Source organism: Luteimonas sp. gir (assembly GCF_037198055.1).
In the GTDB taxonomy this organism is placed as follows: Bacteria; Pseudomonadota; Gammaproteobacteria; order Xanthomonadales; family Xanthomonadaceae; genus Luteimonas; species Luteimonas citri_A.
In genome coordinates, this window is record NZ_JBBAXQ010000012.1 from 56,298 (window position 1) to 80,129 (window position 23,832).

21 protein-coding genes and 5 tRNA genes are annotated in these 23,832 nt (G+C 69.7%); 13 read left to right on the forward strand and 13 right to left on the reverse strand.

From position 1 onward, the window contains the following. Positions 1-130: 130 nt before the first annotated feature. Both WAF18_RS14320 and rlmJ read right to left on the reverse strand, forming a co-directional pair. Entirely contained in the window at positions 131-718 is a 588-nt protein-coding gene (locus WAF18_RS14320) for a GNAT family N-acetyltransferase (protein ID WP_337245699.1), read from the reverse strand. Positions 719-826: 108 nt separating this feature from the next. After that, complete coding sequence (gene rlmJ / locus WAF18_RS14325) at positions 827-1,684, reverse strand: 23S rRNA (adenine(2030)-N(6))-methyltransferase RlmJ (protein ID WP_337245700.1); 858 nt, start codon at positions 1,682-1,684, stop codon at positions 827-829. Between the two features lie 68 nt (positions 1,685-1,752). Between rlmJ and creB the strand changes: the two genes are divergently transcribed. The 3 genes from creB to creD all read left to right on the forward strand — a co-directional run bounded on the left by creB (position 1,753) and on the right by creD (position 5,348). Next, entirely contained in the window at positions 1,753-2,433 is a 681-nt protein-coding gene (gene creB / locus WAF18_RS14330; protein WP_337245701.1) for a two-component system response regulator CreB, read from the forward strand. A 9-nt stretch (positions 2,434-2,442) separates the two neighbouring features. Then, positions 2,443-3,891 (forward strand): two-component system sensor histidine kinase CreC, encoded by a 1,449-nt coding sequence (gene creC, locus WAF18_RS14335; RefSeq protein WP_337245702.1) that lies wholly within the window; start codon positions 2,443-2,445, stop codon positions 3,889-3,891. 77 nt (positions 3,892-3,968) lie between these two features. Next, positions 3,969-5,348, forward strand: a complete 1,380-nt coding sequence (gene creD / locus WAF18_RS14340; RefSeq protein ID WP_337245703.1) for a cell envelope integrity protein CreD — start codon at positions 3,969-3,971, stop codon at positions 5,346-5,348. A gap of 96 nt (positions 5,349-5,444) precedes the next feature. Here creD and WAF18_RS14345 read toward each other — a convergent pair whose 3' ends face one another. The 7 genes from WAF18_RS14345 to WAF18_RS14375 all read right to left on the reverse strand — a co-directional run bounded on the left by WAF18_RS14345 (position 5,445) and on the right by WAF18_RS14375 (position 15,080). Then, positions 5,445-5,978 carry a phosphatase PAP2 family protein gene (locus tag WAF18_RS14345; RefSeq protein WP_337245704.1) on the reverse strand — a complete coding sequence of 178 codons (534 nt, stop codon included), beginning with the start codon at positions 5,976-5,978 and terminating at the stop codon, positions 5,445-5,447. After that, positions 5,959-7,146, reverse strand: coding sequence for a glycosyltransferase family 1 protein (locus WAF18_RS14350; RefSeq protein WP_337245705.1), 1,188 nt, complete (start codon positions 7,144-7,146; stop codon positions 5,959-5,961). Before WAF18_RS14350 ends, WAF18_RS14345 begins: the two co-directional genes overlap by 20 nt. A gap of 111 nt (positions 7,147-7,257) precedes the next feature. Next, positions 7,258-8,802 carry an exopolyphosphatase gene (gene ppx, locus WAF18_RS14355; RefSeq protein WP_337245706.1) on the reverse strand — a complete coding sequence of 515 codons (1,545 nt, stop codon included), beginning with the start codon at positions 8,800-8,802 and terminating at the stop codon, positions 7,258-7,260. 142 nt (positions 8,803-8,944) lie between these two features. Continuing rightward, complete coding sequence (gene ppk1 / locus WAF18_RS14360; protein ID WP_337245707.1) at positions 8,945-11,092, reverse strand: polyphosphate kinase 1; 2,148 nt, start codon at positions 11,090-11,092, stop codon at positions 8,945-8,947. Continuing rightward, positions 11,089-12,417, reverse strand: coding sequence for a phosphate regulon sensor histidine kinase PhoR (gene phoR, locus WAF18_RS14365; protein ID WP_337245708.1), 1,329 nt, complete (start codon positions 12,415-12,417; stop codon positions 11,089-11,091). Before phoR ends, ppk1 begins: the two co-directional genes overlap by 4 nt. Positions 12,418-12,558: 141 nt before the next feature. Further along, positions 12,559-13,248, reverse strand: a complete 690-nt coding sequence (gene phoB, locus WAF18_RS14370; RefSeq protein WP_183425705.1) for a phosphate regulon transcriptional regulator PhoB — start codon at positions 13,246-13,248, stop codon at positions 12,559-12,561. 158 nt (positions 13,249-13,406) lie between these two features. Further along, positions 13,407-15,080, reverse strand: coding sequence for a M48 family metalloprotease (locus tag WAF18_RS14375; protein WP_337245709.1), 1,674 nt, complete (start codon positions 15,078-15,080; stop codon positions 13,407-13,409). A gap of 207 nt (positions 15,081-15,287) precedes the next feature. Here WAF18_RS14375 and grxC point away from each other — a divergent pair, with 207 nt between their 5' ends. The 3 genes from grxC to WAF18_RS14390 all read left to right on the forward strand — a co-directional run bounded on the left by grxC (position 15,288) and on the right by WAF18_RS14390 (position 17,083). Beyond that, positions 15,288-15,536 carry a glutaredoxin 3 gene (grxC, locus tag WAF18_RS14380; RefSeq protein ID WP_337245765.1) on the forward strand — a complete coding sequence of 83 codons (249 nt, stop codon included), beginning with the start codon at positions 15,288-15,290 and terminating at the stop codon, positions 15,534-15,536. A 62-nt stretch (positions 15,537-15,598) separates the two neighbouring features. Then, entirely contained in the window at positions 15,599-15,934 is a 336-nt protein-coding gene (locus WAF18_RS14385; protein WP_337245766.1) for a carboxymuconolactone decarboxylase family protein, read from the forward strand. A gap of 141 nt (positions 15,935-16,075) precedes the next feature. Further along, positions 16,076-17,083, forward strand: a complete 1,008-nt coding sequence (locus tag WAF18_RS14390) for an isocitrate dehydrogenase (RefSeq protein WP_183425702.1) — start codon at positions 16,076-16,078, stop codon at positions 17,081-17,083. An 86-nt stretch (positions 17,084-17,169) separates the two neighbouring features. Here the strand turns inward: WAF18_RS14390 and WAF18_RS14395 are convergent, their stop codons facing one another. After that, on the reverse strand, positions 17,170-17,931 hold the full coding sequence (locus WAF18_RS14395; RefSeq protein WP_183425701.1) for a Bax inhibitor-1/YccA family protein: 762 nt from the start codon (positions 17,929-17,931) through the stop codon (positions 17,170-17,172). Positions 17,932-18,076: 145 nt separating this feature from the next. Between WAF18_RS14395 and WAF18_RS14400 the strand changes: the two genes are divergently transcribed. After that, a tRNA-Pro gene (locus tag WAF18_RS14400) sits at positions 18,077-18,153 on the forward strand. Between the two features lie 32 nt (positions 18,154-18,185). Next, positions 18,186-18,262 (forward strand) — tRNA-Arg (locus tag WAF18_RS14405). A gap of 160 nt (positions 18,263-18,422) precedes the next feature. On the opposite strand, the gene WAF18_RS14410 is transcribed toward WAF18_RS14405, so the two are convergent. The 3 genes from WAF18_RS14410 to WAF18_RS14420 all read right to left on the reverse strand — a co-directional run bounded on the left by WAF18_RS14410 (position 18,423) and on the right by WAF18_RS14420 (position 20,174). Next, positions 18,423-18,920 (reverse strand): ferritin-like domain-containing protein, encoded by a 498-nt coding sequence (locus WAF18_RS14410; RefSeq protein ID WP_183425700.1) that lies wholly within the window; start codon positions 18,918-18,920, stop codon positions 18,423-18,425. Between the two features lie 256 nt (positions 18,921-19,176). Continuing rightward, a complete protein-coding gene (locus tag WAF18_RS14415) occupies positions 19,177-19,470 on the reverse strand; it encodes a hypothetical protein (RefSeq protein WP_337245710.1) in 294 nt (97 codons plus the stop codon). A 152-nt stretch (positions 19,471-19,622) separates the two neighbouring features. Then, positions 19,623-20,174, reverse strand: coding sequence for an isochorismatase family cysteine hydrolase (locus WAF18_RS14420; protein ID WP_337245711.1), 552 nt, complete (start codon positions 20,172-20,174; stop codon positions 19,623-19,625). Positions 20,175-20,478: 304 nt separating this feature from the next. Here WAF18_RS14420 and WAF18_RS14425 point away from each other — a divergent pair. The 5 genes from WAF18_RS14425 (at position 20,479) to clpP (ending at position 23,785) form a co-directional block, all read left to right on the forward strand. Beyond that, positions 20,479-20,555 (forward strand) — tRNA-His (locus WAF18_RS14425). Between the two features lie 75 nt (positions 20,556-20,630). Then, positions 20,631-20,706, forward strand: a tRNA-Lys gene (locus tag WAF18_RS14430). A gap of 693 nt (positions 20,707-21,399) precedes the next feature. After that, positions 21,400-21,484 (forward strand) — tRNA-Leu (locus WAF18_RS14435). Positions 21,485-21,792: 308 nt separating this feature from the next. Then, a complete protein-coding gene (gene tig / locus WAF18_RS14440; protein ID WP_337245712.1) occupies positions 21,793-23,100 on the forward strand; it encodes a trigger factor in 1,308 nt (435 codons plus the stop codon). Positions 23,101-23,158: 58 nt separating this feature from the next. After that, positions 23,159-23,785, forward strand: a complete 627-nt coding sequence (clpP, locus tag WAF18_RS14445) for an ATP-dependent Clp endopeptidase proteolytic subunit ClpP (RefSeq protein WP_047137988.1) — start codon at positions 23,159-23,161, stop codon at positions 23,783-23,785. Positions 23,786-23,832: the final 47 nt, after the last annotated feature.

Here is a 23,832-nt window from a genome sequence, read left to right on the forward strand (position 1 = left end):
GGGCTTCCGGCGCGATCAACCTGTCAGTCTAAACGAAGCGGTCTCGCGCCCTGAGACAGGGCGCGGCGTGCGGCTGTGCGCAATGCCGCGATCGGCGGACCTGGCCAGCGCTGCTGCGCCGACCGGGGCCTCAACCCAGCGGCAGATGCGGCGCCTCGGCGCCGCTGCCCTCGGGGGCGCTGCGCTTGAGATCCAGCGAGACCCGGATCATGCCCGGCGCCTCGCCGGCGGTCTGCTGGAAGCCGAGCGACCTGGCCAGCGCGCGCATCGGCTCGTTTTCTTCGAGCACATCGCCGTACAGCCGGTCCAGGCGCTTGCCTTTGGCCCAGCGCACCAGCCGCCGCATCAGATGACGCCCCAGCCCCATGCCGGCCACGTAGTGGCTGACCAGAATGTGGAACTCGGCATGCCGGGTGCCGGGCAGGATCGCGGCGCGTGCCACTGCGCCGACCAGCGCCTCGCCCGGCGTCATCGGCTCGGCGGCGACCAGCACGAACTCCGACTTGGGGTTGGGTTGGGTCAGCCGAAGCGCGGTCTCGGGCGAGAGCTCCTTCTTGGCGTACAGGAAGCGCTGGCGGACCTCGTCGGGTTCCAGCAGCGCGAAGGCCGCGCGCAGCGGGTCGGCATCGGCGGGACGGATCGGCCGGATCAACACCTGGCGGCCGTTCGCGAGACGGATTTCCTCGTGCCAGGGAGGGAGGCGGTTGCGTGCGGTCATCGAAGGTCGGGCTGGAAGGGTGGGGCCGACCATACCCAACTCCGCGATTCAGGTACCGTGAAGGCAGGCTGCGAAGCGCCGCAGTCTCTGCCACATCCTGCGCGGTCCTCAGGCCGGCTCGCGCAGCCAGTGCAGGCGGGTGTCGGCGCCGGCCTCGCCCAGGGTCCGGCGCAAGGCGTCGAGCGCTGGCGCGAGCGCGTCGGCCAGCGACCAGGGCGGGTCGACCAGCAGCAGCCCGCTGCCGTTCATCCGCAGCGGCGAATCGTCGCCCCGGACCAGCAGTTCTACCACCAGGGTCGAGCGGCTCTGCAGCCGGCCGGCGTCGCGCAGGAACGGGGTGAGCGTGCGTCGCTGCTTGATCGGGTACCACAGTGCCTGGGTTGCCTGCGGCCAGCGCGACAGCGCGTCGCGCATCGCGGGCAGGGCGACGTCGAACTCCGCGCGCTGGGCTTCGTAAGGCGGGTCGATCAGCACCAGGCCACGGGCGAACTTCTGCGCGCCGTGCCGCGGCGGCAGCAGCGCGCGGCAGGCCTCGTAGCCGTCACGCGCATGCACCGCCACGCGCGGGTCGCGGCCGACCGCCTGGCGCAGCGCGGCCAATGCGCCAGGCTCGATCTCGCAGCAGGCAATCCGGTCCTGCGCGCGCAGGGCATGGGCGAGCAGCCAGGGCGAGCCGGGATAGGCGTCGGCGCCATGGGCGGCGCGGCAGGCCGCGATCGCGTCCAGGTAGCGCGCGATCGCCGGCACCGCCGGCGGGGCGGCCAGCAGGCGGCCGATGCCGGCCTCGGCCTCGCCGGTCCGGCGCGCAGCGTCGTCGACCAGACTGTAGAGACCAGCGCCGGCGTGGGTGTCGAGCGCGAAGCAGGGCGCCGGCTTGAGCGCCAGCGCGTCGCAGATCGCGAGCAGCACGACATGCTTGAGGACGTCGGCGTGATTGCCGGCGTGGAAGGCGTGGCGGTAGTTCATCGGCATAGGGTAGCGGCGCGCGACGGGCCACGCCGTATGCTGTGCGCGGTTTCCAGTCGCGCCGTGCCATGTCCCGCATCCTGCTCGTCGAGGACGAGTCCGCCATCGCCGACACCGTCGCCTACGCGCTGCGTGCCGAGGGCCACCAGATACGACATTGTCTCGACGGTCGCACGGCGCTTGCCGCGGCGGTGGCCGAGACCTTCGATCTGGCCATCCTGGACATCGGGCTGCCGGATGTCAGCGGCTTCGCCCTGTGTGCGGATCTGCGCCGGCACGCGCCGTTGCCGGTGATCTTTCTGACCGCCCAGGCGGCCGAAGCCGAGCGCGTGCTCGGCTTCGAGCTCGGCGCCGAGGACTATGTCGCCAAACCATTCTCGCTGCGCGAACTCGTCGCCCGCGTGCGCGTGGCGCTGCGACGTCCCGCGCCGACCACCGAAGGCCGCGAGGTCGCCCGCGCCGGTGCGTTCGAGCATGACCGCGCCGGATTGCGTATCCGCTACCACGGGCAGCCGCTCGAGCTGACGCGCTACGAGTACGGCCTGCTGGCGGCACTGCTCACACGCCCGGGCGCGGTGCTCTCGCGTGCGCAGCTGATGGATCGGGTCTGGGAGGACGCCCCCGACAGCGGCGACCGCACCGTCGATACCCACGTCAAGACGCTGCGCGCCAAGCTGCGCGCGATCACGCCCGGTGCCGACCCGCTGCGCACGCACCGGGGCCTGGGCTATTCGCTGGATGTGGACTGAGGGCGCGCCATGCGGATCGGGCTGCGGATCCTGCTGGGCTACTTTGCGATCGTCGCGATCGCCGCGCTGCTGCTGCTGCGGGTGTTCACCCAGGAGGTCAAGCCGGGTGTCCGCCAGGCGATGGAGGACACACTGGCCGACACCGCCGGCGTGCTCGCCGAACTGGCGACCGACGACTTCCTGGCCGGGCGCATCGATGATGGCCGGTTCGCAGCGCGCCTCCGCGCCCTCGCCGCGCGGCGCGTCGATGCCGAGATCTGGGGCTTTCGCAAATCCGACGTCGCCTACCGGATCTACATCACCGATGCCCAGGGCATCGTGGTGTTCGATTCGAGCGGGCGCGACGTCGGGCGCGACTACTCGCGCTGGAATGATGTCTACCTGACCCTGCGCGGCCGCTACGGCGCGCGTTCCAGCCGCATGGACCCGGACGACGACGCAAGTTCGGTCATGCACGTGGCCGCGCCCATCCGCGACGGCAACCGCATCGTCGGCGTGCTGACGGTGGCCAAGCCCAATCGCACCATCGCGCCGTTCATCGCACGCAGCCAGGCCACGATCCTGCGCTGGGGCGGCGTGCTGCTGGGCGCGGCACTGGCGATCGGCCTGCTCGCGGCCTGGTGGCTGTCGCGCCAGCTCGGCGCGCTGCGCCGCTATGCCGATGCGGTCACTGCCGGCGAGCGCGCGTCGTTGCCGCGCAGCGCCGGCGAGTTCGCAGACCTGGGGCGGGCGCTGGAGACGATGCGCGAGCGGCTCGAGGGCAAGCAGTACGTCGAGCGCTATGTGCACAGCCTGACCCACGAACTGAAGGCACCGCTGTCGGCGATCCGCGGTGCCGCCGAGCTGCTGGAGCAACCGCTGCCCGATGACGACCGCGCGCGTTTTGCAGCGAGTGTGCGCACGCAGAGCGAGCGCATGACCCAGACGATCGACAAACTGCTGGCGCTGGCGGCGGTCGAGCATCGGCAACGCATCGAGCGGCCCGAGCGCGTCCTGCTGGCCGATGTGCTCGATGCGGCAGTGGCACCGTTCGCGGCCGATCCGGGGCGGGTCCCGGTGCGGCTGACGATCGACCCGGCCTGTCGCGATGCGGTGGTCTCGGGCGATGCCTACCTGCTGCGACAGATGATCGCCAATCTGGTCGACAACGCCTGCGACTTCTCCCCGGAAGGCGCGACGGTCGAAGTCGCCGCGGCGGCTTCGGAAGTCGGTGTGCGGGTGACGGTCGGCGACCGCGGGCCAGGCATTCCCGACTACGCCAGGGCACGCGTGTTCGAGCGGTTCTACTCGCTGCCCAGGCCCGGGGGCGGCAGTCGCAGCAGTGGCCTTGGCCTGGCCTTTGTCGCCGAGGTCGCGGCGTTGCACGGCGGTCGCGCCGCGCTCGACAATCGCGACGGCGGCGGTGCGCTGGCCGTGGTCGAGTTGCCGCGGGAGAGCGCGACGCGCCCGACTTCATAGCCACTTCACACAGCCGCCATCGTCGCCCCACCGCACCGGGGCACGCTGCCGCCACGTTCCCAGATTGGAGTGGTGCCATGCGGTTGGCGTTGAAGATATTGATCGTGGCCGGGCTGAGCCTGGCGATCCTGTTGCCGTTGTTGATGATCCGTGGCGTGATCCTCGATCGCCAGCGCTATCGCGCCGATGCGGTCGAGCGCATTGCCCGCAGCGAGGCGGGGAGCCAGACCCTGACCACGCCAGTGCTGGTCGTGCCGTATGTGGAAACGGTCGAGGTGGAAGAGAAGGACGCCAACGGGCGCTCGACCGGAACCGTGCAGCGCGAGCGTGAGAGCCGTTGGATCTTCTTTCCAAGCACCACGGACCTGACCGGCACGATGGCGCCTTACACCCGACGGCTGGGGCTGCACGAAGTGCGCATGTACGTGTTCGAAGGCCAGTTGCGGGCCGGCTTCGACGTGCACATCCCCGATGACCGCGACGCCGTCGCACCGCGCCGGATTGGCCGCCCGTACATCAGCTACGGCATCACCGATGTGCGTGGCCTGCGCGGAACGCCGCGGCTGCGGCTCGACGATGCGCAGGCCGAGTTGAAGCAGGGCGCCGGCGGCGACCTCGGCTCGGGCCTGCATACGGTGCTGGCGCCGCTTGCGAGCGGCGACCGGCTGCAACTGCGGACCACGCTGGACCTGGCGCTGTCGGGCAGCGAGACGCTGGCCGTGGTGCCGCTGGCCAGCGAGACCCGGGTCGCGGTGGATTCGCCCTGGCGCCATCCGCTGTTCAACGGCCGCTTCCTGCCGACTGCGCGCGAGGTCGGTCAGGATGGCTTCCACGCCGAGTGGGCAGTGTCCTCGCTGGCCAGCGATGCGCAGTTGCAGGTGCTCAACGGCGCCCGCGCCGAGCGCGACACCGCGGCGATGCTGCGCGAGAACGGCGAGGCCGGGATCGACGCGCTGGGTATCGCGCTGGTCGACCCGGTGGATGCCTACGTGCGCGCCGATCGCGCCAGCAAGTACGGCGTGCTGTTCGTGCTGCTGACCTTCGCCGGGTTCTTCCTGTTCGAGATGCTGCGGCAGCTGCGCATCCACCCGATCCAGTACGCAATGGTCGGGCTGGCGCTGGCGATCTTCTTCCTGCTGCTGGTCGGCCTGTCGGAGCGCATCGCGTTCGGCTGGGCGTACCTGGCCGCCAGCGTCGCCTGCATCGGCCTGATCGGCGTCTACCTGTCGGCGGTGCTGCGCAGCCGCGCCTGGGGCGCCGGTTTCGCCGGGATGCTGGCCATCCTCTACGCCGCGCTCTACGGCCTGCTGATCTCGGAGGACAATGCGCTGGTGCTCGGGGCCGGTCTGCTGTTCGCGATCCTGGCGGCGATCATGCTCACGACCCGGCGTGTGGACTGGTACGCCCTGGCCGAGGCACCGGCGACCGCCACGCCGCCGCCGCTGCCCGATCGCTGAGCGCATCACGACGCATGCGACGCCACCGCGGGTTCGGTCCGCGGTGGCGTCGTGTCCGGACCGCCGCCCTGCGATATACCGGTGCGACGGATGCGCTCAAAGCCCGACGCTCCACAGCGAGGCGGCGCCCAGTGCGCCGCCGATCGCGGTCGCGGCGAGCACGTCGCTGGGGTAGTGCAGGCCGAGCACCACACGTGAGGCGGCGACTGCGGCCGTGAACGGCACCAGCCACCACGCCAGCACCGGGTAGTGCGCGATGGCCACGATCGAGAACGCGACCGCATGCAGGGTATGGCCGGATGGAAAGCTGAACTCGTCCAGCGGCGCGACCCAGGCGCGGATGCGCACGTCTGCGGCGAATGGCCGCGGCCGCTTGGTCCAGCGCTTCAGGCGACGGTACATCAGCAGGGCCACCGCGCCGGTGGCCGCCATGTGCGCGGCGGCGAGCGCGCCGTCGAGGCCGTCGAGTACCACCAGCGCGGTCATCAACGCATACCAGAACACACCGTCGCCGAGCCGGCTGACGGCCGCAAAACCGCGGCGGATCCACAGGCGGGTGCAGGCGCGGTTGGCGCGCAGGCACCAGCCCATGTCGTGGAGGTGCAGACGGCTACGCGGCGCGGTATGCATGGTGGTCGGCCTGTCGGACAGGAACAGAGGCGGCGCGCGCGCGCGGCGCGGCCAGCAGCGCATCGAGGTCGGCGGCGACCTGGGCCGGCGTCAGCCGTTGCATCGCCCGGCGCCCAGCGAGTGCCATCGCCGCGCGGCCGGCGTCGTCCTGGGCCAGCCGCAGCGCCGCGGCGACGAAGGCCGCGTCGCCCTGCGCGTCGTCCGCAACCCGGGCGCCGTGCAGGCCGTCGACCAGGTGCTCGGAGGCCGCGCCCAGGTCGAAGGCCACCTGCGGCACCCCGCTGGCCATGGCCTCGAGCACGACATTGCCGAAGGTCTCGCTGCGGCTGGGAAACAGAAACAGGTCGGCGCTGGCGAAGTGCCGGCCGAGGGCCTCACCGCGCTGTGCGCCGGCGAACACCAGATCGGGGTGGGCGCGCGCGAGCGGTTCGCGCAGGGGGCCATCGCCGACCAGCACCATCCGGGCTTCCGGTCGCTGTTGCTGCAGCCGGCGGAAGGCGTGGATCGCCAGCGGCAGGTTCTTCTCGGCCGCGAGCCGGCCGACATGGATCACCGCCAGTCCGCCCGGCGCGAGGCCCCAGGCCGCACGCAGCGCCGGGTCGCGTCGCACCGGGTCGAACTGCGCGCAATCCACCGCACGCGGCAGCACGACCGCATGGCCGATGCGCTGGGCCTGCAGCCAGGCGGCGAGCGCCTGGGTCGCGACCACGGTGGCATCGGCACCGCCATGGAAGCGCCGCATCCACGCCAGCGCCAGTGGCGCCAGCGCGCGCAGGCCGTAGTCGGCCATGTACAGGTCGAAGCGGGTATGCAGCGCGGTGACGACCGGGATACCGAGCGCGCGCGCGGCGCGGATCGCCGAGCCGCCGAGCAGGGTCTCGGTCGCGACGTAGACCGCGTCGGGGCGTTGCGCACGCCAGGCCGCCTGCAGGCGTGTCTGGACCGGCAGCCCGACGCGCAGCGAGGGGTAGCGCGGCAGGCGCAGGCCGCGGACCCGCACCGCGGCCGACTCGCCATCGTCGTCGCTCAACGGCGCACCCGGCGGGCGGGGCCGGATCACCTCGACCGCATGGCCGCGGGCGCGCAAGCCGGCGACGTAGGTCTGCAGCGTCAGCGCCACCCCGTTGAGGTCGGGCGCGTAGGTGTCGGTGACGATCGCGTAGCGCATCGTTCGGTCCGCTGCCGTGGCTGCGGCGATGATCGCGGCGCGACATGCCGGCGCCATGACCGCGCGGCGACGGAATGGTGACAGTGGCAGGCGGCCCGGCGCGCGCTGGGTCTACTCGGCGGCGAGCACCAGCTTGACGCCGAGCGCACCGATGTCCTCGGGCTCGCACTCCAGGTCCACGCGCAGCAGCGGCCGGGCCTCGAGCCAGTGCCGCGAGACCTGCAGCCGCAGCGCATCGCCATAAACGCTGGCCTGCAGCTGCGGGATCTCGTCGGGCTCGTGGCTGCGGTGCAGCAGCACCGCCAACCGCAGCAAAGTGGCGGTATAGCGGGCCTGGCGCAGCAGGCGGTCGGGCAGGGCGTCGAAGGCCGACTTGGGCACCTTGCGGCGGTGGCAGCGCACCAGCGCGGCCAGGAACTGCTGCTCCTGGCGCGAGAAGCCGGCGATGTCCGAATGCGCCAGCACATAGGCGCCGTGGACGTGGTACTGGCTGTGCGCGATGACCAGGCCGATCTCGTGCACGCGCGCGGCCCAGGCCAGCATGCGCAGGTCGTCGCCGTCGAGCTGCCACGGCCGCGCGACCTGGTCGAACAACCGCAACGCGGTCGCCTCCACCCGCGCCGCATGGGCGCCGTCGATGCCGTAGCGCTGGACCAGCGCCTCGATCGAGGCCTCGCGCGGATCGGCCTCACCGCGGCGGCCGAGCATGTCGTGCAGCACGCCTTCGCGCATGGCCGCCTTGCTGACGTGCATGCGCTCGATGCCCAGCACCTCGAACGCCGCCTCGAGCACGAGCACGCCGCCGGCGATGATCGGCCGGCGGTCCTCCGACAGTCCGGGCAGGTCGATCGCATCGATATGACCGGCCTGGAGCAGGCGGTCGCGCACGACCGGCAGCGCCTCGGCGGTCACCGCGCCCTTGGTCAGCTTCATCGCCGCGCAGATCTCGCCGATCGCCTTGTTGGTGCCCGAGGCGCCGACGACTTCCTGCCAGCCGAGCGCGCGGTAGGTGCTGGCAAATTGCTGGAACTCGGCGGCGACTTCGGCCAGCGCCTCGCGCCAACGGCGCCGGGTCAACTTGCCATTGGCGAAGAAGCGCCGCGTGCTGGCGATGCAGCCTACCTGCAGGCTCTCGCGCTCGAGCGCATCGAAGCCGCTGCCGATGATGCATTCGGTCGAGCCGCCGCCGATGTCGATGACCAGCCGGCGGTGGCCCGGCTTGGGCGGCTGCGCGTGGGCGACGCCCAGATAGATCAGGCGCGCCTCCTCGCGGCCGGCGATGATCTCGATCGCATGGCCCAACGCGGTCTCGGCCGGCACCAGGAAGGCCTGCGGCGCGGCAAGCCGGCGCACAGCGTGCGTGGCCAGTGCGCGGACGTGCTGTGGCGGGATGTCGCGGATGCGTTCGCCGAAACGCGACAGGCACTGCAACGCGCGCTGGCGCACGTCCGCATCCAGACCGCCGCGCGCATCCAGGCCTTCGGCCAGACGCACGGTCTCACGCAGGCGGTCGACCACACGCAGCTGACCCAGCGTGTAGCGGGCGACGATCATGTGGAAGCTGTTGGATCCCAGGTCGATCGCAGCGAGCATGTCGCCGTCCTCGATCGGCGGCGTCAGCGCATCGGCGAGTGCGAGCGTGTCCTGTCCAGTCATCACGGTCCTGCGTGGCGCGACGCACGCGGCGCCACGTGGCGGTGGAAAGTGCGCATGGTAAAGCATGCCGCGGGGACGCAAACCGTGACGGCGCGCGCGATGCTGCGCGTCACCGCGCGAACGCCCGCCAATCGCCGTCGCCTCAGCCGCACAGCCGCGCGAGCAGCCAACTCTGTGCCGAGTGCGGCATCGCATCGCCCTCGGGCGCGAGTCGCACGTAACTGCCGTCCTCGCGCAGCTCCCAGGCGTTGACGTTGTCGGCCAGATAGTTGTCCAGCGACTCGGTGCGCACCCGGGTCGCGACCTGCGGGTCGAGGATCGGGAAGCACGTCTCCACGCGCCGCAGCAGATTGCGTTCCAGCCAGTCGGCACTGGCGCAGAACAGTTCCGGATCGCCGTCGTTGGCGAACCAGTACACGCGATGGTGTTCCAGGAACCGTCCGACGATGGAACGCACCCGGATGTTCTCCGACACGCCGGGCACGCCTGGTCGCAGTGCGCAGGCACCGCGCACGATCAGGTCGATCTGCACCCCAGCCTGTGAGGCCGCATACAGCGCGCGCATCACCTGCGGCTCGTTGAGGGCGTTCATCTTGGCCACGATCCGCGCCGGACGGCCCTGCTCGGCGTGCCGAGTCTCGCGCTCGATCCGCGCGATGACGCCGGGCTGCAGCGTGAACGGCGATTGCAGCAGGCGCTCGAGCTCGATCGCCGGCGCCAGCCCCGAGAGCTGCTGGAAGATCAGGTGCACGTCGTTGCCGATCTGCGGGTCGGCGGTGATCAATCCGAAATCGGTGTAGGCGCGCGCTGTACCGGCGTGATAGTTGCCGGTGCCCAGGTGCACGTAACGGCGCAGCTTGCGGCCCTCGCGGCGCACGATCAGCAGCATCTTGGCGTGGGTCTTGAAGCCCACCACGCCGTAGACCACCTGCACGCCGGCTTCCTGCAGCCGGTCGGCCAGCCCCAGATTGGCCTCCTCGTCGAATCGCGCGCGCAACTCGACAACGACCGTGACGTCCTTGCCGTTGCGCGCGGCGGTGACCAGGTGCTCGACGATCGCTGAATCCTTGCCGGTGCGGTAGAGCGTCTGTTTGATCGCCAGCACGTTCGGGTCTTCGGCCGCCTGTTTGATCAGTTCGAGCACCGGCGCGAAGGAATCGAAGGGGTGATGCAACAGCACGTCGCCATCGGCGACGGTCTCGAACATCGCGTCATTGCCCGGCAACTGGCGCTGCTGGAACGTCGGGAACTTCAGGTCCGGGCGCTGCACCAGATCGAAGATCTGACTGACGCGATTGAGGTTGACCGGCCCGTCGATGCGGTAGACCGCGTTCTCTGGCAGGTCGAAGTTCTGCAGCAGCGTGCGCACGATCACCTTCGGGCAATTGGCCGCGATCTCCAGCCGCACCGCGCGCAGATAGCCACGGCCGGCGAGCTCGTCGCGCAGCGCCAGCGCCAGGTTCTCGACCTCTTCTTCGTCGACGATCAGCTCCGAGTTGCGGGTGACCCGGAACTGGTAGGCGCCGCGCACGTCCATGCCGGGGAACAGCTCGTGCACGAACTCTGATAGCACCGCCGACAGGAACACGAAGTCGTACTCGCCGCCCGATACACGCTCGGGCAACTGGATGATCCGCGGCAGCGAGCGCGGTGCGCGGACGATCGCCAGATTGCCGATCCGGCCGAACGCGTCCTTGCCCTTGAGCACCACGACGATGTTGAGCGACTTGTTGAGGATCTTGGGAAACGGGTGCGCCGGGTCCAGCCCCAATGGCGAGAGCACCGGCATCACTTCCTCGCGGAAGTACGCCCGCAGCCAGCGCTTCTGCCGCGCCGTCCAGGTGTCGCGGCCGAGGATCCGCACCCCGGCCGTGCCCAACGCTGGGCGCAGGATCTGGTTCCAGCAGGCGTACTGCGCCTCGACCAATGCCGCGGCCCGCTCATGGATGCGCTTGAGCACCGTCGCCGGCGGCAGGCCGTCGGGCGGTAACGGCATGCCGAAGTCCTGCGCGTGGCGGACGGTTGCGGCGCGGATCTCGAAGAACTCATCGAGATTGGTGCACGAGATGCACAGGTACTTCACCCGCTCGAGCAGCGGCACCGTGTCGTCGAGCGCCTGGGCCAGCACCCGGAAATTGAAGTCGAGCTGCGACAGTTCGCGGTTGAGATAGAGCGCCGGATCGAGCAACGGATCGCCTGCGGTCTGGGGCGGCGGCGCGGCGTCGCGTCCGGCGTTGCGGGCCGGCCGGCGCGGACGCGGCGACTTGCCGGGGGCAGGGGGACGGCTCATCCGAAGGCTCCTGTGACATGGGGGTCGCGTGCGCGGACGCGCTCGGCGGCGAAATGACAGGCGAAGCGGCTGCCGCGTCCGACTTCGCTGTCGATCTCCAGGCGCGCCTGGTGCAGATGCAGCACGTGTTTGACGATCGCCAGCCCCAGCCCGGTCCCACCCGACTCGCGCGAGCGGCTGGTCGAGACCCGGTAGAAGCGCTCGGTGATGCGCGGCAGATGCGCGGCCGGAATCCCGTAGCCCGAATCGTCCACCGACAGCGCGACACCGCCGTCGCGCGTCGCGGCATAGCGGATCGCGATGCGCCCGCCCGGCGGCGTGTAGCGCACCGCGTTGCTGACCAGGTTGGAGAACGCGCTGTGCAGTTCGCGGGTCGAGCCGACCAGGTCGGTATCCGATGCATCCTCGACCTCGATCGCATGCCGGCCTTGGCTGAGCATCTCCAGCTCCCGGCGCAGCGAGGCCAGCATCGAGGCCATCGACACGATCTCGTCGCCGACGCCCTCCTGCGCCTCCAGGCGCGACAGCGTGAGCAGGTCCTCGACCAGTTGGGTCATGCGCTGCGACTGGCGCTGCATCTCCTGCAGCATCGGTGCCCATTCGGGCTGCTCCTCGGGGTCGAGCATGTCCAGGTAGCCGTGGACCACGGTCAGTGGCGTGCGCAGCTCGTGCGAGACATTGGCGACGAAATCGCGGCGCATCTGCTCCAGCCGCACCATGCGCGTCACGTCGCGCACCAGCAACAGCCACAAGTCGTCGGAATAGGGAATCAGCCGCAGTTCCAGCCGGGTGCCCGACGAGAACGGCGAGGGCACGTCGAGCAATGGTTCGGCGCGCCGACCCTGGGCGAGCCAGTGCGCCAGCGGCAGCGGCTGCAACGCCGCGCCGACCGGGCGGCCGATGTCGCGTGGCATCTGCAGGCCGAGCAGCGTGGTTGCCGCGCGGTTGACCCACTGCACGCGTTGGCTGTTGCGCTCGACCACCACCACCGCGTCGGGCAATGCCGCGGCGACCGCGCGGTAGGCGCGCAGCATTGCGATCAGCCGCCGCTTGCGGTTGCGCATGTCCTGCTGGCCGCGGTGCAGCAGCCGGTCTGTTTCCTGCCAGACCCCGTCGCCTTGCGGCGGCGGGACCCGGCTGCGCGAGGTCAGCCGCCGCAACAGGTCGTAGAGCTTCCAGTAGTGCCAGGCGACCACGCCCAACGCGGCAAGTGCCAGCGCCATCCATGCATGGCCGACGAGGGCCCCGACAATCGTCGCGGCCGCGAGCACGGCCCCGAGCTGCAACAGCGTGCGGGTCCAGGCGGCGTGGAGACGAGGAGGCATGGTGGCAAGTCTAGGCAAAGTGGGCGGACAGGTCTGCGAGGGCGCGCGCGCCGTCGCGCGCCTGCGGCATGCGGCGTGCTGCGCGGTCGCTGCGGGGCAGGGCGATGAACAACGGCACGCACGCGCCGCGCGGGACGGACCTCACACCGATGCCGAGAACCGATAGCCGGCGCCGCGGACGGTCTGCACCATGCCGTCCAGTCCGCTCGGCTCGAGCGTCTTGCGCAGCCGGCGGATGTGCACATCGACCGTGCGCTCCTCGACATAGACGCTGCCGCCCCAGACATGGTCGAGCAGCTGCGAGCGGCTGTAGACGCGCTCGGGATGGGTCATGAAGAAGTGCAGCAAGCGGTATTCGGTCGGGCCGATCTGCACCGGTTCGTTGCCGGCAAACACCCGATGCGCCGCGCCGTCGATGCGCAGCGTTCCCACCGTCACGCTGCCGTCCTCGTCGTCGTCGCGCGCCCGGCGCATCACCGCACGGATGCGCGCCAGCAGTTCGCGCGCCGAGAACGGCTTGACCACGTAGTCGTCGACGCCGGCCTCCAGCCCGCCCACGCGATCGTTCTCCTCGCCGCGCGCGGTGAGCATGATGATCGGGATGTCGCGGGTCAGCGCGTCCTTGCGCCAGCGCCGGGCCAGTTCCAGGCCGCTGGTGCCCGGCAGCATCCAGTCGAGCAGGATCAGGTCAGGGACGCGGTCGACGATCGCCGACTGGGCCTCGCGCGCGTCGCCGGCGTGCATCGGCTCGAACTCGCCCTTGCGCAGCGCGAACGCGACCATGTCGCGGATCGCCGGTTCGTCGTCGACGATGAGGATGCGCTTCTGCATGGAGCCTTCCGTAGGACCGGGGAGCCCCATTACACGACAGTTTTATGACGGATCGGTGACACGGGCGGCCGAACGTCTGGACGCCGCAACGCCGCAACGCCGCCGCGCAGCCGCAGCAGGCAGGGCCGTGGACGCGGTGCCTGCCCGGACGCCCCCGGTCAGCGCTGGCGCAGGTCCTCGTCGCGGACGCCCTGGCGGTGCAGTTCCAGCACCATGGGCGTGATCGCGGCGATCCGCGCGTCGATCCGCGCCCGGGCGTAGTAGTCCAGATCGTCGCGCTTCTTGAGCGTGTTGAGCTGGATCAGCGCCTGCTCCGCGCGGCCCCCCAGGAACGCCGCCTCGGCCCAGGCTTCGCCCGCCCGCACCGGGTCGCCGGCCATCTCGCTGGCGCGGGCGAACGCACGCTGGAACGCGGGGTCTTCGCTCGAGCCGTTGAGCAGCGGCCGCAGCAGCGCCTGGGCGCGGCGCCCGGACTCGGCCGAGTCGCGCTCGAGCAGCAGCGTCGCATAGCTCAGCACGACCGCCGGATTGCGCGGCATCCGCTCCACCAGCGCCTCCAGGCGCCGGTCGGCGGCCGCGGCGCGGCCCGCGCGCGCATCGGCCTCGGCCATGCCCAGCGACAGCCAGACATCGCCGGGATAGGCGTCGAGCAGCGCTGACAGCTCGCGCGCGGCGACCTCGGCCTCGTTGGCGCGCAGGCGGGCAAAGGCCAGCCCATAGCGCTGGGCATCGGTCAGGCTGCCGCTGCGGCGCATCGCCTCGTACTCGCGGATCGCCTGCGCCGGCGTATTGGCGCTGAGCACGCGCAGCCGCTCGCGCGCCCAGCCGAACTGCACCGGATCGGTGCCGCCGGTGGCACCGGGCGGCAGGCGCAGGGCGGCCGGCAGCAACGGGTTGTCGAGTGCGCGCAGCGGCGCCTCCGGCGCGCCGTCCACCGGCACGCGCTCCACGCGCGAGCCCTGCGGCGTCGTGGTGGTGACCTGGACCGTATCGCGGGCCATGCGCTCGGCGCGGTCGCGCGCCTCGCTGATGCGGGTCGTGGTCACCGGGTGGGTCTTGAGATAGTCGGGCAGCCGCTCGCGTTCTCCCCCCTGATTGGTGCGCGAGACCGCCTGCATGCGCTCGAACATCGAGGCCATCGCCTCGGGGTCGTAGCCGCTGCGCGCCAGGGTGCGGATGCCGAGCCGGTCGGCCTCCGACTCGTTGGAGCGGGTGTAGTCGATCTGGCGCTGCAGGGCCAGGCCCTGGGCGCCGGCCAGCACCGCCATCGCGGCATCGTCGGAGGAACTGCTGCTGCTCTGCGAGGCCACCGCGATCGCGCCGAGCATCGCCAGCAACATCGGCACCTGGTCGCGCTGGGCGCGCTCGACTCCGCGCAGCACGTGCGATTGGGTCACGTGCGCGACCTCGTGCGCCAGCACCGCGGCCACTTCGTCCTCGCTCTCGGCCGCCAGCACCAGGCCGGCGTTCATGCCGATGTAGCCGCCAAGTGTGGCGAAGGCGTTGATGCTGCGGTCGCGCATCATGAAGAAGGTGAAAGGCTGCTGCGGCCGGTCGCTCGAGGCCGCCAGCCGCGTGCCGGTGGCACGCAGCCAGTTCTCGACCAGGGGGTCTTCGAGCACGTAGTTGTAGTGCCGCAGCTGCGCCAGCAGCATCTGCCCGTATTCCGATTGCTTGGCGGGGCTAAGCACCGTGCCGGCCGACGAGCCGATGTCCGGCAGCCGGGTGTCCTGGGCCGGCGCACCGACCGACGCTGCGACCAGTGCCAGGGCGACCGCCGACGGCAGCAGTCGAATGCGGAAAGGAGAGCAGTGGAGTCGGATCGTGGGCATCGGCTCGAAGTCGGATGGGCGGGGGCCGCGCAACCAGCATGCCGGCGGGCTCAGGCACAGGCGTGAATCCCATGTTAAGCCGGCGGCACGCCGCGGTCGCGACATCATCGCCCCATGACCCGGGTTTGACCGACAATGACCGCACAAGTTTCCCCGGAGACCGACTTGATCAGCCCATCCCCCGACCCGGCGGCGCCGGAGATCGTCATGTACACCAGCGCGATCTGCGGCTACTGCGCGGCCGCCAAGAACTTCCTCAAGAGCCAGGGCCTGTCGTGGCGCGAAGTGCGCGTGGACCTGGATGCCGACGAGCGCCAGCGCATGGTCGAACGTGCGCGGCGCACCAGCGTGCCGCAGATCTTCGTCGGCCAGACCCACGTCGGCGGCTACGACGACATGATGGCGTTGCACCGCAAGGGCGGCTTCCTGCCGCTGGTCGAGGGCGCGGCTTCGTGAGCAGCGCCCAGACCGAAGGCGAGGGCGACCGGCTCGCCGAGTTCACTGCGTTCCGCAAGCGCATGAACGAGCGCATCCTCGCCGAGCCCAACCAGGTGGTGCGGCGCTTCTTCGCGCTCGATACCCAGACCTACCAGGCCGGCGCGCTCGACGTGAAGACCAAGGAATTGCTGGGGCTGGTGGCCTCGCTGGTCCTGCGCTGCGACGACTGCATCAGCTACCACGTCGCCCAGTGCAAGGACGCCGGTGCGAGCCGCGAGGAACTGTTCGAGACATTCTCGGTGGGCCTGGTCGTGGGCGGCAGCATCGTCATCCCGCACTTGCGCCGGGCGGTCGATTTCCTCGACCGGCTGGAGCAGGGCGAGGCCACCGCGCCTGCCGGCCACGACCACGGCTGAGCCCGCCAAGTGCCGCGCGCGTGCGAGCCCCGGTTTGGGGCCGTCTGGGCGCATCGGGCATAATACGGCGGTTTTCTTCCTTCATTTCACCCTGGCGCCGCGCGCAGCGCGGCGTCCCCTGCGCAGGGACCTCCCCCCGACATGACGCACACGATTACGGTTATCCGCGGCGACGGTATCGGCCCGGAAATCATGGATGCCACGCTGCACGTGCTCGACGCGATGCAACTGGGTCTCAAGTACGAGGATGCCGACGCCGGCCTGATGGCGCTCGACAAGCACGGCGAACTGCTGCCGGCCGCGACGCTCGAATCGATCCGCCGCAACGCGGTCGCGCTCAAGAGCCCGCTGACCACGCCGGTGGGCGGCGGCTTCAGCTCGATCAACGTCGAACTGCGTCGCCAGTTCGATCTCTATGCCAACGTCCGCCCGGCGACTTCGTTCCCCAACACCCGCTCGCGCTTTGCCAGCGGCGTCGACCTGATCACGATCCGCGAGAACACCGAAGGCTCGTACATCAGCGAAGGCCAGGAAGTGTCGGCCGACGGCGAGACAGCGGTGTCGATCACCCGCATCACCCGCAAGGGCTCGGAGCGCATCGTGCGCTACGCGTTCGACCTGGCGCGCAAGACCGGCCGCAAGAAGGTCACGATCGTCCACAAGGCCAATATCCTCAAGAGCACCTCGGGCCTGTTCCTGAAGGTCGCCCGTGAGGTCGCGGCCGACTATCCGGAGATCGAGGCCAACGAGATGATCGTCGACAACACCTGCATGCAGCTGGTGATGCGCCCCGAGCAGTTCGACATCATCGTGACCACGAACCTGTTCGGCGACATCATCTCCGACCTGTGCGCCGGTCTGGTCGGCGGCCTGGGCCTGGCCCCGGGCGCCAACATCGGCAAGGACGCGGCGATCTTCGAGGCCGTGCACGGCTCGGCGCCGGACATTGCCGGCAAGGGTGTGGCCAATCCCTGCGCGCTGCTGCTGGCGGCCGCGCAGATGCTCGACCACCTGGCGCTGCCCGAGCAGGCGCAGCGGCTGCGCGGCGCGATCGTCGCCACGCTCGACGCGAAGGACGGCGTGACCCCGGACCTGGGCGGCACCGGCACCACGATGGGCTTTGCGCAGGCGATCGCCTCGCGCCTCTGAGGCCACTGGCCAGTCCACACGACAAGGGCGCCACTCGGCGCCCTTGTCGTCTCTGGTCCGGAAGATGGGATCCCCGGCGCGGCGGCTCAGTCGCGCGACTGCAGCTTCGCCAGCAGGCGCAGGAACTCGACGTACAGCCACACCAGCGTGACCATCAGGCCGAACGCGCCGTACCACTCCATGTACTTGGGCGCGCCGTGCTCGACGCCGGTCTCGATGAAGTCGAAATCCAGCACCAGGTTCAGCGCCGCGACCACGACCACGAACAGGCTGAAACCGATGCCGATCAGGCCCGATTCGTGGATCAGCGGCACCTGGATATTGAACAGGCCCAGCACGATCGTCGCCAGGTAGACCAGGAAGATGCCGCCAGTGGCGGCGGCCACGCCGAGCTTGAAGTTCTCGGTCGCCTTGATCAGACCGCTGCGATACACCGCCAGCAGCGCGAACAGCGTGCCGAAGGTCAGCATCACCGCCTGCATCACGATGCCCGGGAAGCGCGCCTCGAACATCGCCGAGATCGCGCCGAGAAAGCAGCCTTCGACCAGCGCGTACATCGGCGCGGTGACCGGCGCCCAGGTCTTCTTGAATACCGTGACCAGGGCCAGAATCAGGCCGCCGATCGCGCCGCCCCAGGCATACAGCCCGAAGCTGGCGGTGGGCGTGCCGTCCGGGCCGATTGCCTGCGTCCAGGCGAAGGCGGCCGTCAGGACCGCGAGCAGGAGCAGCAAGCCGGTCTTGTTGACCGTCCCGTTGAGCGTCATCGCCTCGCCGTCGCGGGTGACGACGCTGCCGCTGGCGAGGTCGAGGAACGTCGATTCCTGAAGAGTGGGATTGCCGCTGCGCATCGAATAAGCCCCTGGTGGTTCATGTTGAATCGCCGGGCAGGATACACCGCGGCGCCAGAGCGGCGCGTTGACAGCGCGGCTGCGCCTTCCGACAATGCCCGGGTCCTCCGGCCTGCCGGCGGGCGATTCGACCGCTCGATTCCGGCGGGGTATAGCGCAGTCTGGTAGCGCGCCTGCTTTGGGAGCAGGATGTCGGGGGTTCGAATCCCTCTACCCCGACCACACGGCGAGCCCGGTCGCAGCGTGTCCCGCGGGCGCCCGTAGCTCAACCGGATAGAGCACCGACCTTCTAAGTCGGGGGTTACAGGTTCGATTCCTGTCGGGCGCGCCATTGCATCAATGGCTTGCGGCAGCTGCCGCCGCCCCTCCTGAAAAATCTCCTGACAATTCAGGCGCCTGATCGGACGTTCCGGTCGTCAGGCCTGTGGCGGCGCGTGCAGCGAAGCGCGCGCCGCATCGGGCCGGGCGTTGCGCCCGGCCCGTCGCCACGGTCAGGCGTTCTCGGCCGCAGCCTGGTTGCCGCCCTGTTCGGCCAGCAGCGTCAGCTTCTCGTCGGTGGCCTTCTCCTCGGCCAGCGTCTCCTGCAGCAGCTTGACCGCGTCGGTGTACCCGAGCTGCTTGGCGAGCGCACACAGCGTGCCGTAGGACGCGATCTCGTAATGCTCGACCTTCTGCGCACCACCGATCAGCGCAGCGTCGCGCAGCGGGCCTTTGTCGATCGAGTCGATGACTTCCTTGCTCTCTTCGACCAGGCCTTCCATCGCTGCGCACTTGATGCGCTTCAGGCGCGTGTCCAGCAACTCGACCACGCGGTCGAGGCGCTCGATCTGCAGGTTGGTTTCTTCCAGATGCGCTTCGAACGCCGCCGCCAGCTTCGGATTGTCGGCCGCACGGGCCAGGCGCGGCAGCGCCTTCGCCATCTGGCGTTCGGCCGAATGGGTGTCCGAGAGTTCGTGGATGAACAACTCTTCGAGCGTCTTGACTGCCATTGCAATCTCTCCTTTGGGGAACGGGACGCTCTGTTTAAGGATCGCGTCGTCGGGGGTGCGTGAGGCGACAGGCGTCGTGAGGCGCAAGGTCTGCAAAGGTGAACCGCCGATGCCAGTGCGGTGCGGCACGGTGCCGGGCGCGCACGTGCAAAGCACATGTGATGGCATGACGCCAGTTGCGTGCGTGCCCGGCGTCGCAATGCCGCGCGTCGTGATTGCGCGATTGCCGCGTGTCGTGTAGTCCGCCAGGCACGCCTTAGCGCTTCGAATGGGCGTTGGGTGCAGGAGGCGTCGCTGCCGCATCTGGGGTCTGATCCTTGGCCGTGCGACGGGGGCGACGGCCATAGCCGTGCGCCTCGGCCAGCCTCAGCAACCGGCCGAATGCGGCGTCCGCAAAGGTGGCGAGTTCGGGCGTGACCAGTCGTTCGATCACCGCTTCACGCTCGTGCCAGTGCTGCCAGAACTCTTCGATCCCGGGCTTCGCCTCAAGGAGCAATACAAGTTCGCCTTCCCATGCGGCAAACAGCGTGTCGAGATTCCGATGAGGCATGTGCGACCACGGTGAAGAAGGTCCCGCAACATGGCAGTCGGGTTCGCGATCAGGCCGTGAGCATCGCGGCGACATCGCTGAATGGGCGTGACAAGTTTGCATGCGCAGCGCGAAGCGTGAGGGCACTCATGAGGCCCTCGCTGTGCGTTAGCCTAGCCGCGGTCGAAGACGGACAGTGCGGCGCTCGCGCGCACGACGGGAAAATCGCAATGCCGCAGCACCGAGAGCCCATCCCGGTGACGTTGCGCGCTGCTCGCGGCGACGCAGTCCGCCACGACCGCCACATCAATCTCCAGCATGCGCGCATCCAGCGCGGTGGCGAGCACGCAGGCCTCGGTCGACACGCCGGTGACCAGGAGTCGGCGGATCCTGCGGCTTTCCAGGATGAAGTGCAGGGCCGTCTGGTGAAACGCCGAATGGCGCGGCTTGAGGATCAGCGCGTCGTCGGGCTGCGGTTCGAGGTGGTCGAGGATCGGTTCGGCTTTCGAGGCCCGTGCCAACGTGACCAGCGCTGCGAAGTCCGAGCGCCAGGCGCCGGTGTTGTCGTTGGCATACAGGCACAGGCCACCTTGTTCGTGCACGCGCCGCTTCAACCGGGCCAGCCTGGGCGCGATGTCGATCGCGGCGCGGCGCAGCGGCGCGCCACGAGGAAAGTCGAAGGTGCTGATCATGTCGAGGATGAGCAGGGCAGGCGTTGCGGTCATCGGCGGGTCTGTCCCGAAGCATGGCGGGCCGGCGAGGGCGGCCGGTTGCGGTCTGGCGGGGTTATTGCCGCGCATGCGTGGGAGGCGTGTGAGCAGACCGACGCCTGGGCGGGCACCACGCGCATTCGTGGCGCGGCGCGCATGCGCACATCGCACACGATGCGCTGCCATTTCGGCCGGTGCCGCGCTACAATGCGCGCCCGCCGCGCGGGCCGTTTCGAAAGCATGTCGTTTGCCATGCGTTTCGGGATAGAATGCGCGGCCGCCGGGCGACCCTTGGGTCGGCAGGCGATGCGGATCTGTGGTGGCTGTAGCTCAGTTGGTTAGAGTACTGGATTGTGATTCCAGTGGTCGGGGGTTCGAATCCCCTCAGCCACCCCACCGTTTCAAGATGCGATGCCCCTTCGGTGTTGCATCGGCGCGCAAGGCGGTATTACAATGCGCGCCCGCTTCATCGGGCCGTTAGCTCAGTTGGTAGAGCAGTTGACTCTTAATCAATAGGTCCAAGGTTCGAATCCTTGACGGCCCACCAGTTACGAAAGACGCCCGGCACCGCCGGGCGTTTTTCGTTTTGGGCTTGGCCGCAGGATTCGAACCTGCGGTTCGCCTGCTGCGCAGGTCCGGCCATGCGCAGCGCGCATGGCGTTCGCCCGGGCGCGAACCAGTGGTTCGCGAGCCGCCCGGGCGGCCCACCGGTTACGAAAGACGCCCGGCAGTGCCGGGCGTTTTTCGTTTTGGGCTTGGCTGCGGGATTCGAACCTGCGGTTCGCCTGCTGCGCAGGCCCGGCCATGCGCAGCGCGCATGGCGTTCGCCCGGGCGCGAACCAGTGGTTCGCGAGCCGCCCGGGCTCACCCTTGACGGCCCGCCAGTTACGAAAGACGCCCGGCACCGCCGGGCGTTTTTCGTTTTGGGCTTGGCTGCGGGATTCGAACCTGCGGTTCGCCTGCTGCGCAGGTCCGGCCATGCGCAGCGCGCATGGCGTTCGCCCGGGCGCGAACCAGTGGTTCGCGAGCCGCCCGGGCTCACCCTTGACGGCCCGCCAGTTACGAAAGACGCCCGGCATCGCCGGGCATTTTTCGTTTTGGGCTTGGCCGCAGGGTTCGAACCTGCGGTTCGCCTGCTGCGCAGGCCCGGCCACGCGCAGCGCGCATGGCTGGAGAAGGGTGGGATGGGCGCGGAGGCTGCGATCGACTACGATGCCGCCGTCCGCCAGGCGGGCACGAAGCGAAAGTGGCGGAATTGGTAGACGCCCTGGTTTTAGGTACCAGTGCCGCAAGGCGTGCGGGTTCGAGTCCCGCCTTTCGCACCACGCCAGGTGGAACTCAAAGCGCCGGTCCTGGCTGGCGCGCCGTCGCGCGCCCGGGTCGTGACGCCGCGGGCTGTTCGAGGCTTCCCCAGTGACGTCACCCAGCGCCGCACCCGCCCCGGCCGGGCCCTGGCCGCCTTCAGGCCGCCCGGCGCACACCCCGACGCGCCGCCCGGTGGCGGCCAGCCCCCGAATCGGCCAAACTACGCCGTTCCGTCGCCAGCCGCGCAGGTCGTGCGGCTGGCCGCCGTCGGAACCAATTTCCCAACAAGTCAGAGTCGTGCGGCGCCGTCCGCAGCGCAGGAGTGGATATGCAAGTTTCGGTCGAATCGCTGGGCACCCTGGAACGCCGGATGACGTTCCGTGTGCCATCCGAACGCCTGGAGACCCAGGTCGCTGGCCGTCTGCGCGAGATCGCGCGGACCACGCGGCTCAAGGGCTTCCGGCCTGGCAAGGTGCCGGCCAAGGTCGTCGAGCAGCGGTTCGGCGAGCAGGTCCGTGCCGAGGTCCTGGACGGGCTGCTGCGCGAAGGCTTCGATCAGGGCGTGCGCGAGAACGCGCTGCGTCTGGCCGGCCAGCCGCAGATCGCGCCGTCCGAAGCCGCGGACGAGGGCGAACTGGCGTTCACTGCCACGTTCGAGGTCGTGCCCGATTTCGGTGACATCGAACTGGAGAAGCTCCAGGTCGTGCGGCACACCGCCGAGGTGGCCGAGGACGACATCGATCGCATGATCGAGAACCTGCGCCTGCAGCGCCGCAGCTGGAGCGCGGTCACGCGCGGCGCGCAGACCGGCGACGCGGTCGATGTCGAGACCTGGTCGCAGATCGGCGACGAGCGCCTGCCGGCCGAGGGCGCCGAGCGGGGCGTCACCGTGCTCGGTTCGGGTGCGATGTTCCCGCAGATCGAGGAGGCGCTGGTCGGCCTGTCGAAGGGCGAGGAAAAGACGATCGAAGTCAGCTTCCCGCAGGACTGGCGCGTGCCGCAGCTGGCCGGCAAGCAGGCCACCGTGCACGTCAAGATCGAGCAGGTCTCCGAGCAGCAGCTGCCTGAGGTCGATGCAGCGTTCATCCGCAGCTTCGGCGTCAAGAGCGGCGAGATGGACCAGTTCCGCACCGAGATCCGCAGCAACCTGGAGCGCGAGCTCAAGGGCGCGCTGATGAACCGTCTGCGCCGCGAGGTCGGCGAGCAGCTGGTCGCCGCGTTCGCGCATGTCGAACTGCCGCCCAAGCTGGTCGAGGCCGAGGCCTGGTCGCTGCTGCGCCAGACCGTCGAGCAGGCCCGTCGCAACGGCCAGAACCCGAATGTGGGCGAGGACGCGCACACCGGCTTCATGGAGCCGGCGCGCAAGCGCGTGCTGGTCGGGCTGCTGGTGGGCGAGGTCGCCCGCCGCAACGAGCTCAAGCTCGACCCCAAGCGCGTGAACGAGACCATGCGTCTGATCGCCTCGACCTACGAGGAGCCGCAGCAGGTCATTGAGATGTACCGCAACGACCCCCAGCTGATGTCGGGGCTGCAGAACCGCGTGATGGAAGAGCAGGTGATCGACTGGATCGCCGAGCGCGCCCAGCACACCGAGCAGCCGCTGTCCTTCCAGGACGCCATCGCCCCGCAGGGGTAAGCAGCGTCCGTCCGTCCGGCCCAACGGGGCCGGACGTCCCTCCGACACGGAACGATTGATGAGCATCGAAACCAAAGCCCTCAACCTGGTGCCGATGGTGGTCGAACAGACCAGCCGCGGCGAACGCGCGTACGACATCTACTCGCGCCTGTTGAAGGAGCGCGTGATCTTCCTGGTCGGCGGCATCGACGACCACATGGCCAACGTGATCGTGGCCCAGTTGCTGTTCCTCGAGGCGGAGAACCCCGAGAAGGACATCAACCTGTACATCAACTCGCCCGGTGGCGTGGTCACCGCCGGCATGGCGATCTACGACACCATGCAGTTCATCAAGCCGGACGTGAGCACGATCTGCGTCGGCCAGGCGGCCAGCATGGGCGCATTGCTGCTGGCTTCGGGCGCGGCGGGCAAGCGCTATGCGCTGCCGAACTCGCGCGTGATGATCCACCAGCCGCTGGGCGGCTTTCAGGGCCAGGCCACCGACATCGATATCCATGCCAAGGAGATCCTGTCGATGAAGCAGCGTCTGAACGAGATCATGGCTCAGCACACCGGCCAGCCGTTCGAGACGATCGCGCGCGACACCGAGCGCGACAACTTCAAGAGCGCACAGGCCGCACGCGAGTATGGCCTGGTCGACCAGGTGCTCGAGCGCCGTCCCGACGAGACGATCACCCCTGCCTGACGTTCCAAGTCATTGATTCATCAGGCATGCGAGCGCCGGGACCGCCC

Excerpts from the sequence above, each read along its gene's own strand:
- WAF18_RS14320 (WP_337245699.1), bottom strand. The coding sequence starts at position 718 with ATGACCGCACGCAACCGCCTCCCTCCCTGGCACGAGGAAATCCGTCTC.
- rlmJ (WP_337245700.1), bottom strand. The coding sequence starts at position 1,684 with ATGAACTACCGCCACGCCTTCCACGCCGGCAATCACGCCGACGTCCTC.
- creB (WP_337245701.1), top strand. The coding sequence starts at position 1,753 with ATGTCCCGCATCCTGCTCGTCGAGGACGAGTCCGCCATCGCCGACACC.
- creC (WP_337245702.1), top strand. The coding sequence starts at position 2,443 with ATGCGGATCGGGCTGCGGATCCTGCTGGGCTACTTTGCGATCGTCGCG.
- creD (WP_337245703.1), top strand. The coding sequence starts at position 3,969 with ATGCGGTTGGCGTTGAAGATATTGATCGTGGCCGGGCTGAGCCTGGCG.
- WAF18_RS14345 (WP_337245704.1), bottom strand. The coding sequence starts at position 5,978 with ATGCATACCGCGCCGCGTAGCCGTCTGCACCTCCACGACATGGGCTGG.
- WAF18_RS14350 (WP_337245705.1), bottom strand. The coding sequence starts at position 7,146 with ATGCGCTACGCGATCGTCACCGACACCTACGCGCCCGACCTCAACGGG.
- ppx (WP_337245706.1), bottom strand. The coding sequence starts at position 8,802 with ATGACTGGACAGGACACGCTCGCACTCGCCGATGCGCTGACGCCGCCG.
- ppk1 (WP_337245707.1), bottom strand. The coding sequence starts at position 11,092 with ATGAGCCGTCCCCCTGCCCCCGGCAAGTCGCCGCGTCCGCGCCGGCCG.
- phoR (WP_337245708.1), bottom strand. The coding sequence starts at position 12,417 with ATGCCTCCTCGTCTCCACGCCGCCTGGACCCGCACGCTGTTGCAGCTC.
- phoB (WP_183425705.1), bottom strand. The coding sequence starts at position 13,248 with ATGCAGAAGCGCATCCTCATCGTCGACGACGAACCGGCGATCCGCGAC.
- WAF18_RS14375 (WP_337245709.1), bottom strand. The coding sequence starts at position 15,080 with ATGCCCACGATCCGACTCCACTGCTCTCCTTTCCGCATTCGACTGCTG.
- grxC (WP_337245765.1), top strand. The coding sequence starts at position 15,288 with ATGTACACCAGCGCGATCTGCGGCTACTGCGCGGCCGCCAAGAACTTC.
- WAF18_RS14385 (WP_337245766.1), top strand. The coding sequence starts at position 15,599 with ATGAACGAGCGCATCCTCGCCGAGCCCAACCAGGTGGTGCGGCGCTTC.
- WAF18_RS14390 (WP_183425702.1), top strand. The coding sequence starts at position 16,076 with ATGACGCACACGATTACGGTTATCCGCGGCGACGGTATCGGCCCGGAA.
- WAF18_RS14395 (WP_183425701.1), bottom strand. The coding sequence starts at position 17,931 with ATGCGCAGCGGCAATCCCACTCTTCAGGAATCGACGTTCCTCGACCTC.
- WAF18_RS14410 (WP_183425700.1), bottom strand. The coding sequence starts at position 18,920 with ATGGCAGTCAAGACGCTCGAAGAGTTGTTCATCCACGAACTCTCGGAC.
- WAF18_RS14415 (WP_337245710.1), bottom strand. The coding sequence starts at position 19,470 with ATGCCTCATCGGAATCTCGACACGCTGTTTGCCGCATGGGAAGGCGAA.
- WAF18_RS14420 (WP_337245711.1), bottom strand. The coding sequence starts at position 20,174 with ATGACCGCAACGCCTGCCCTGCTCATCCTCGACATGATCAGCACCTTC.
- tig (WP_337245712.1), top strand. The coding sequence starts at position 21,793 with ATGCAAGTTTCGGTCGAATCGCTGGGCACCCTGGAACGCCGGATGACG.
- clpP (WP_047137988.1), top strand. The coding sequence starts at position 23,159 with ATGAGCATCGAAACCAAAGCCCTCAACCTGGTGCCGATGGTGGTCGAA.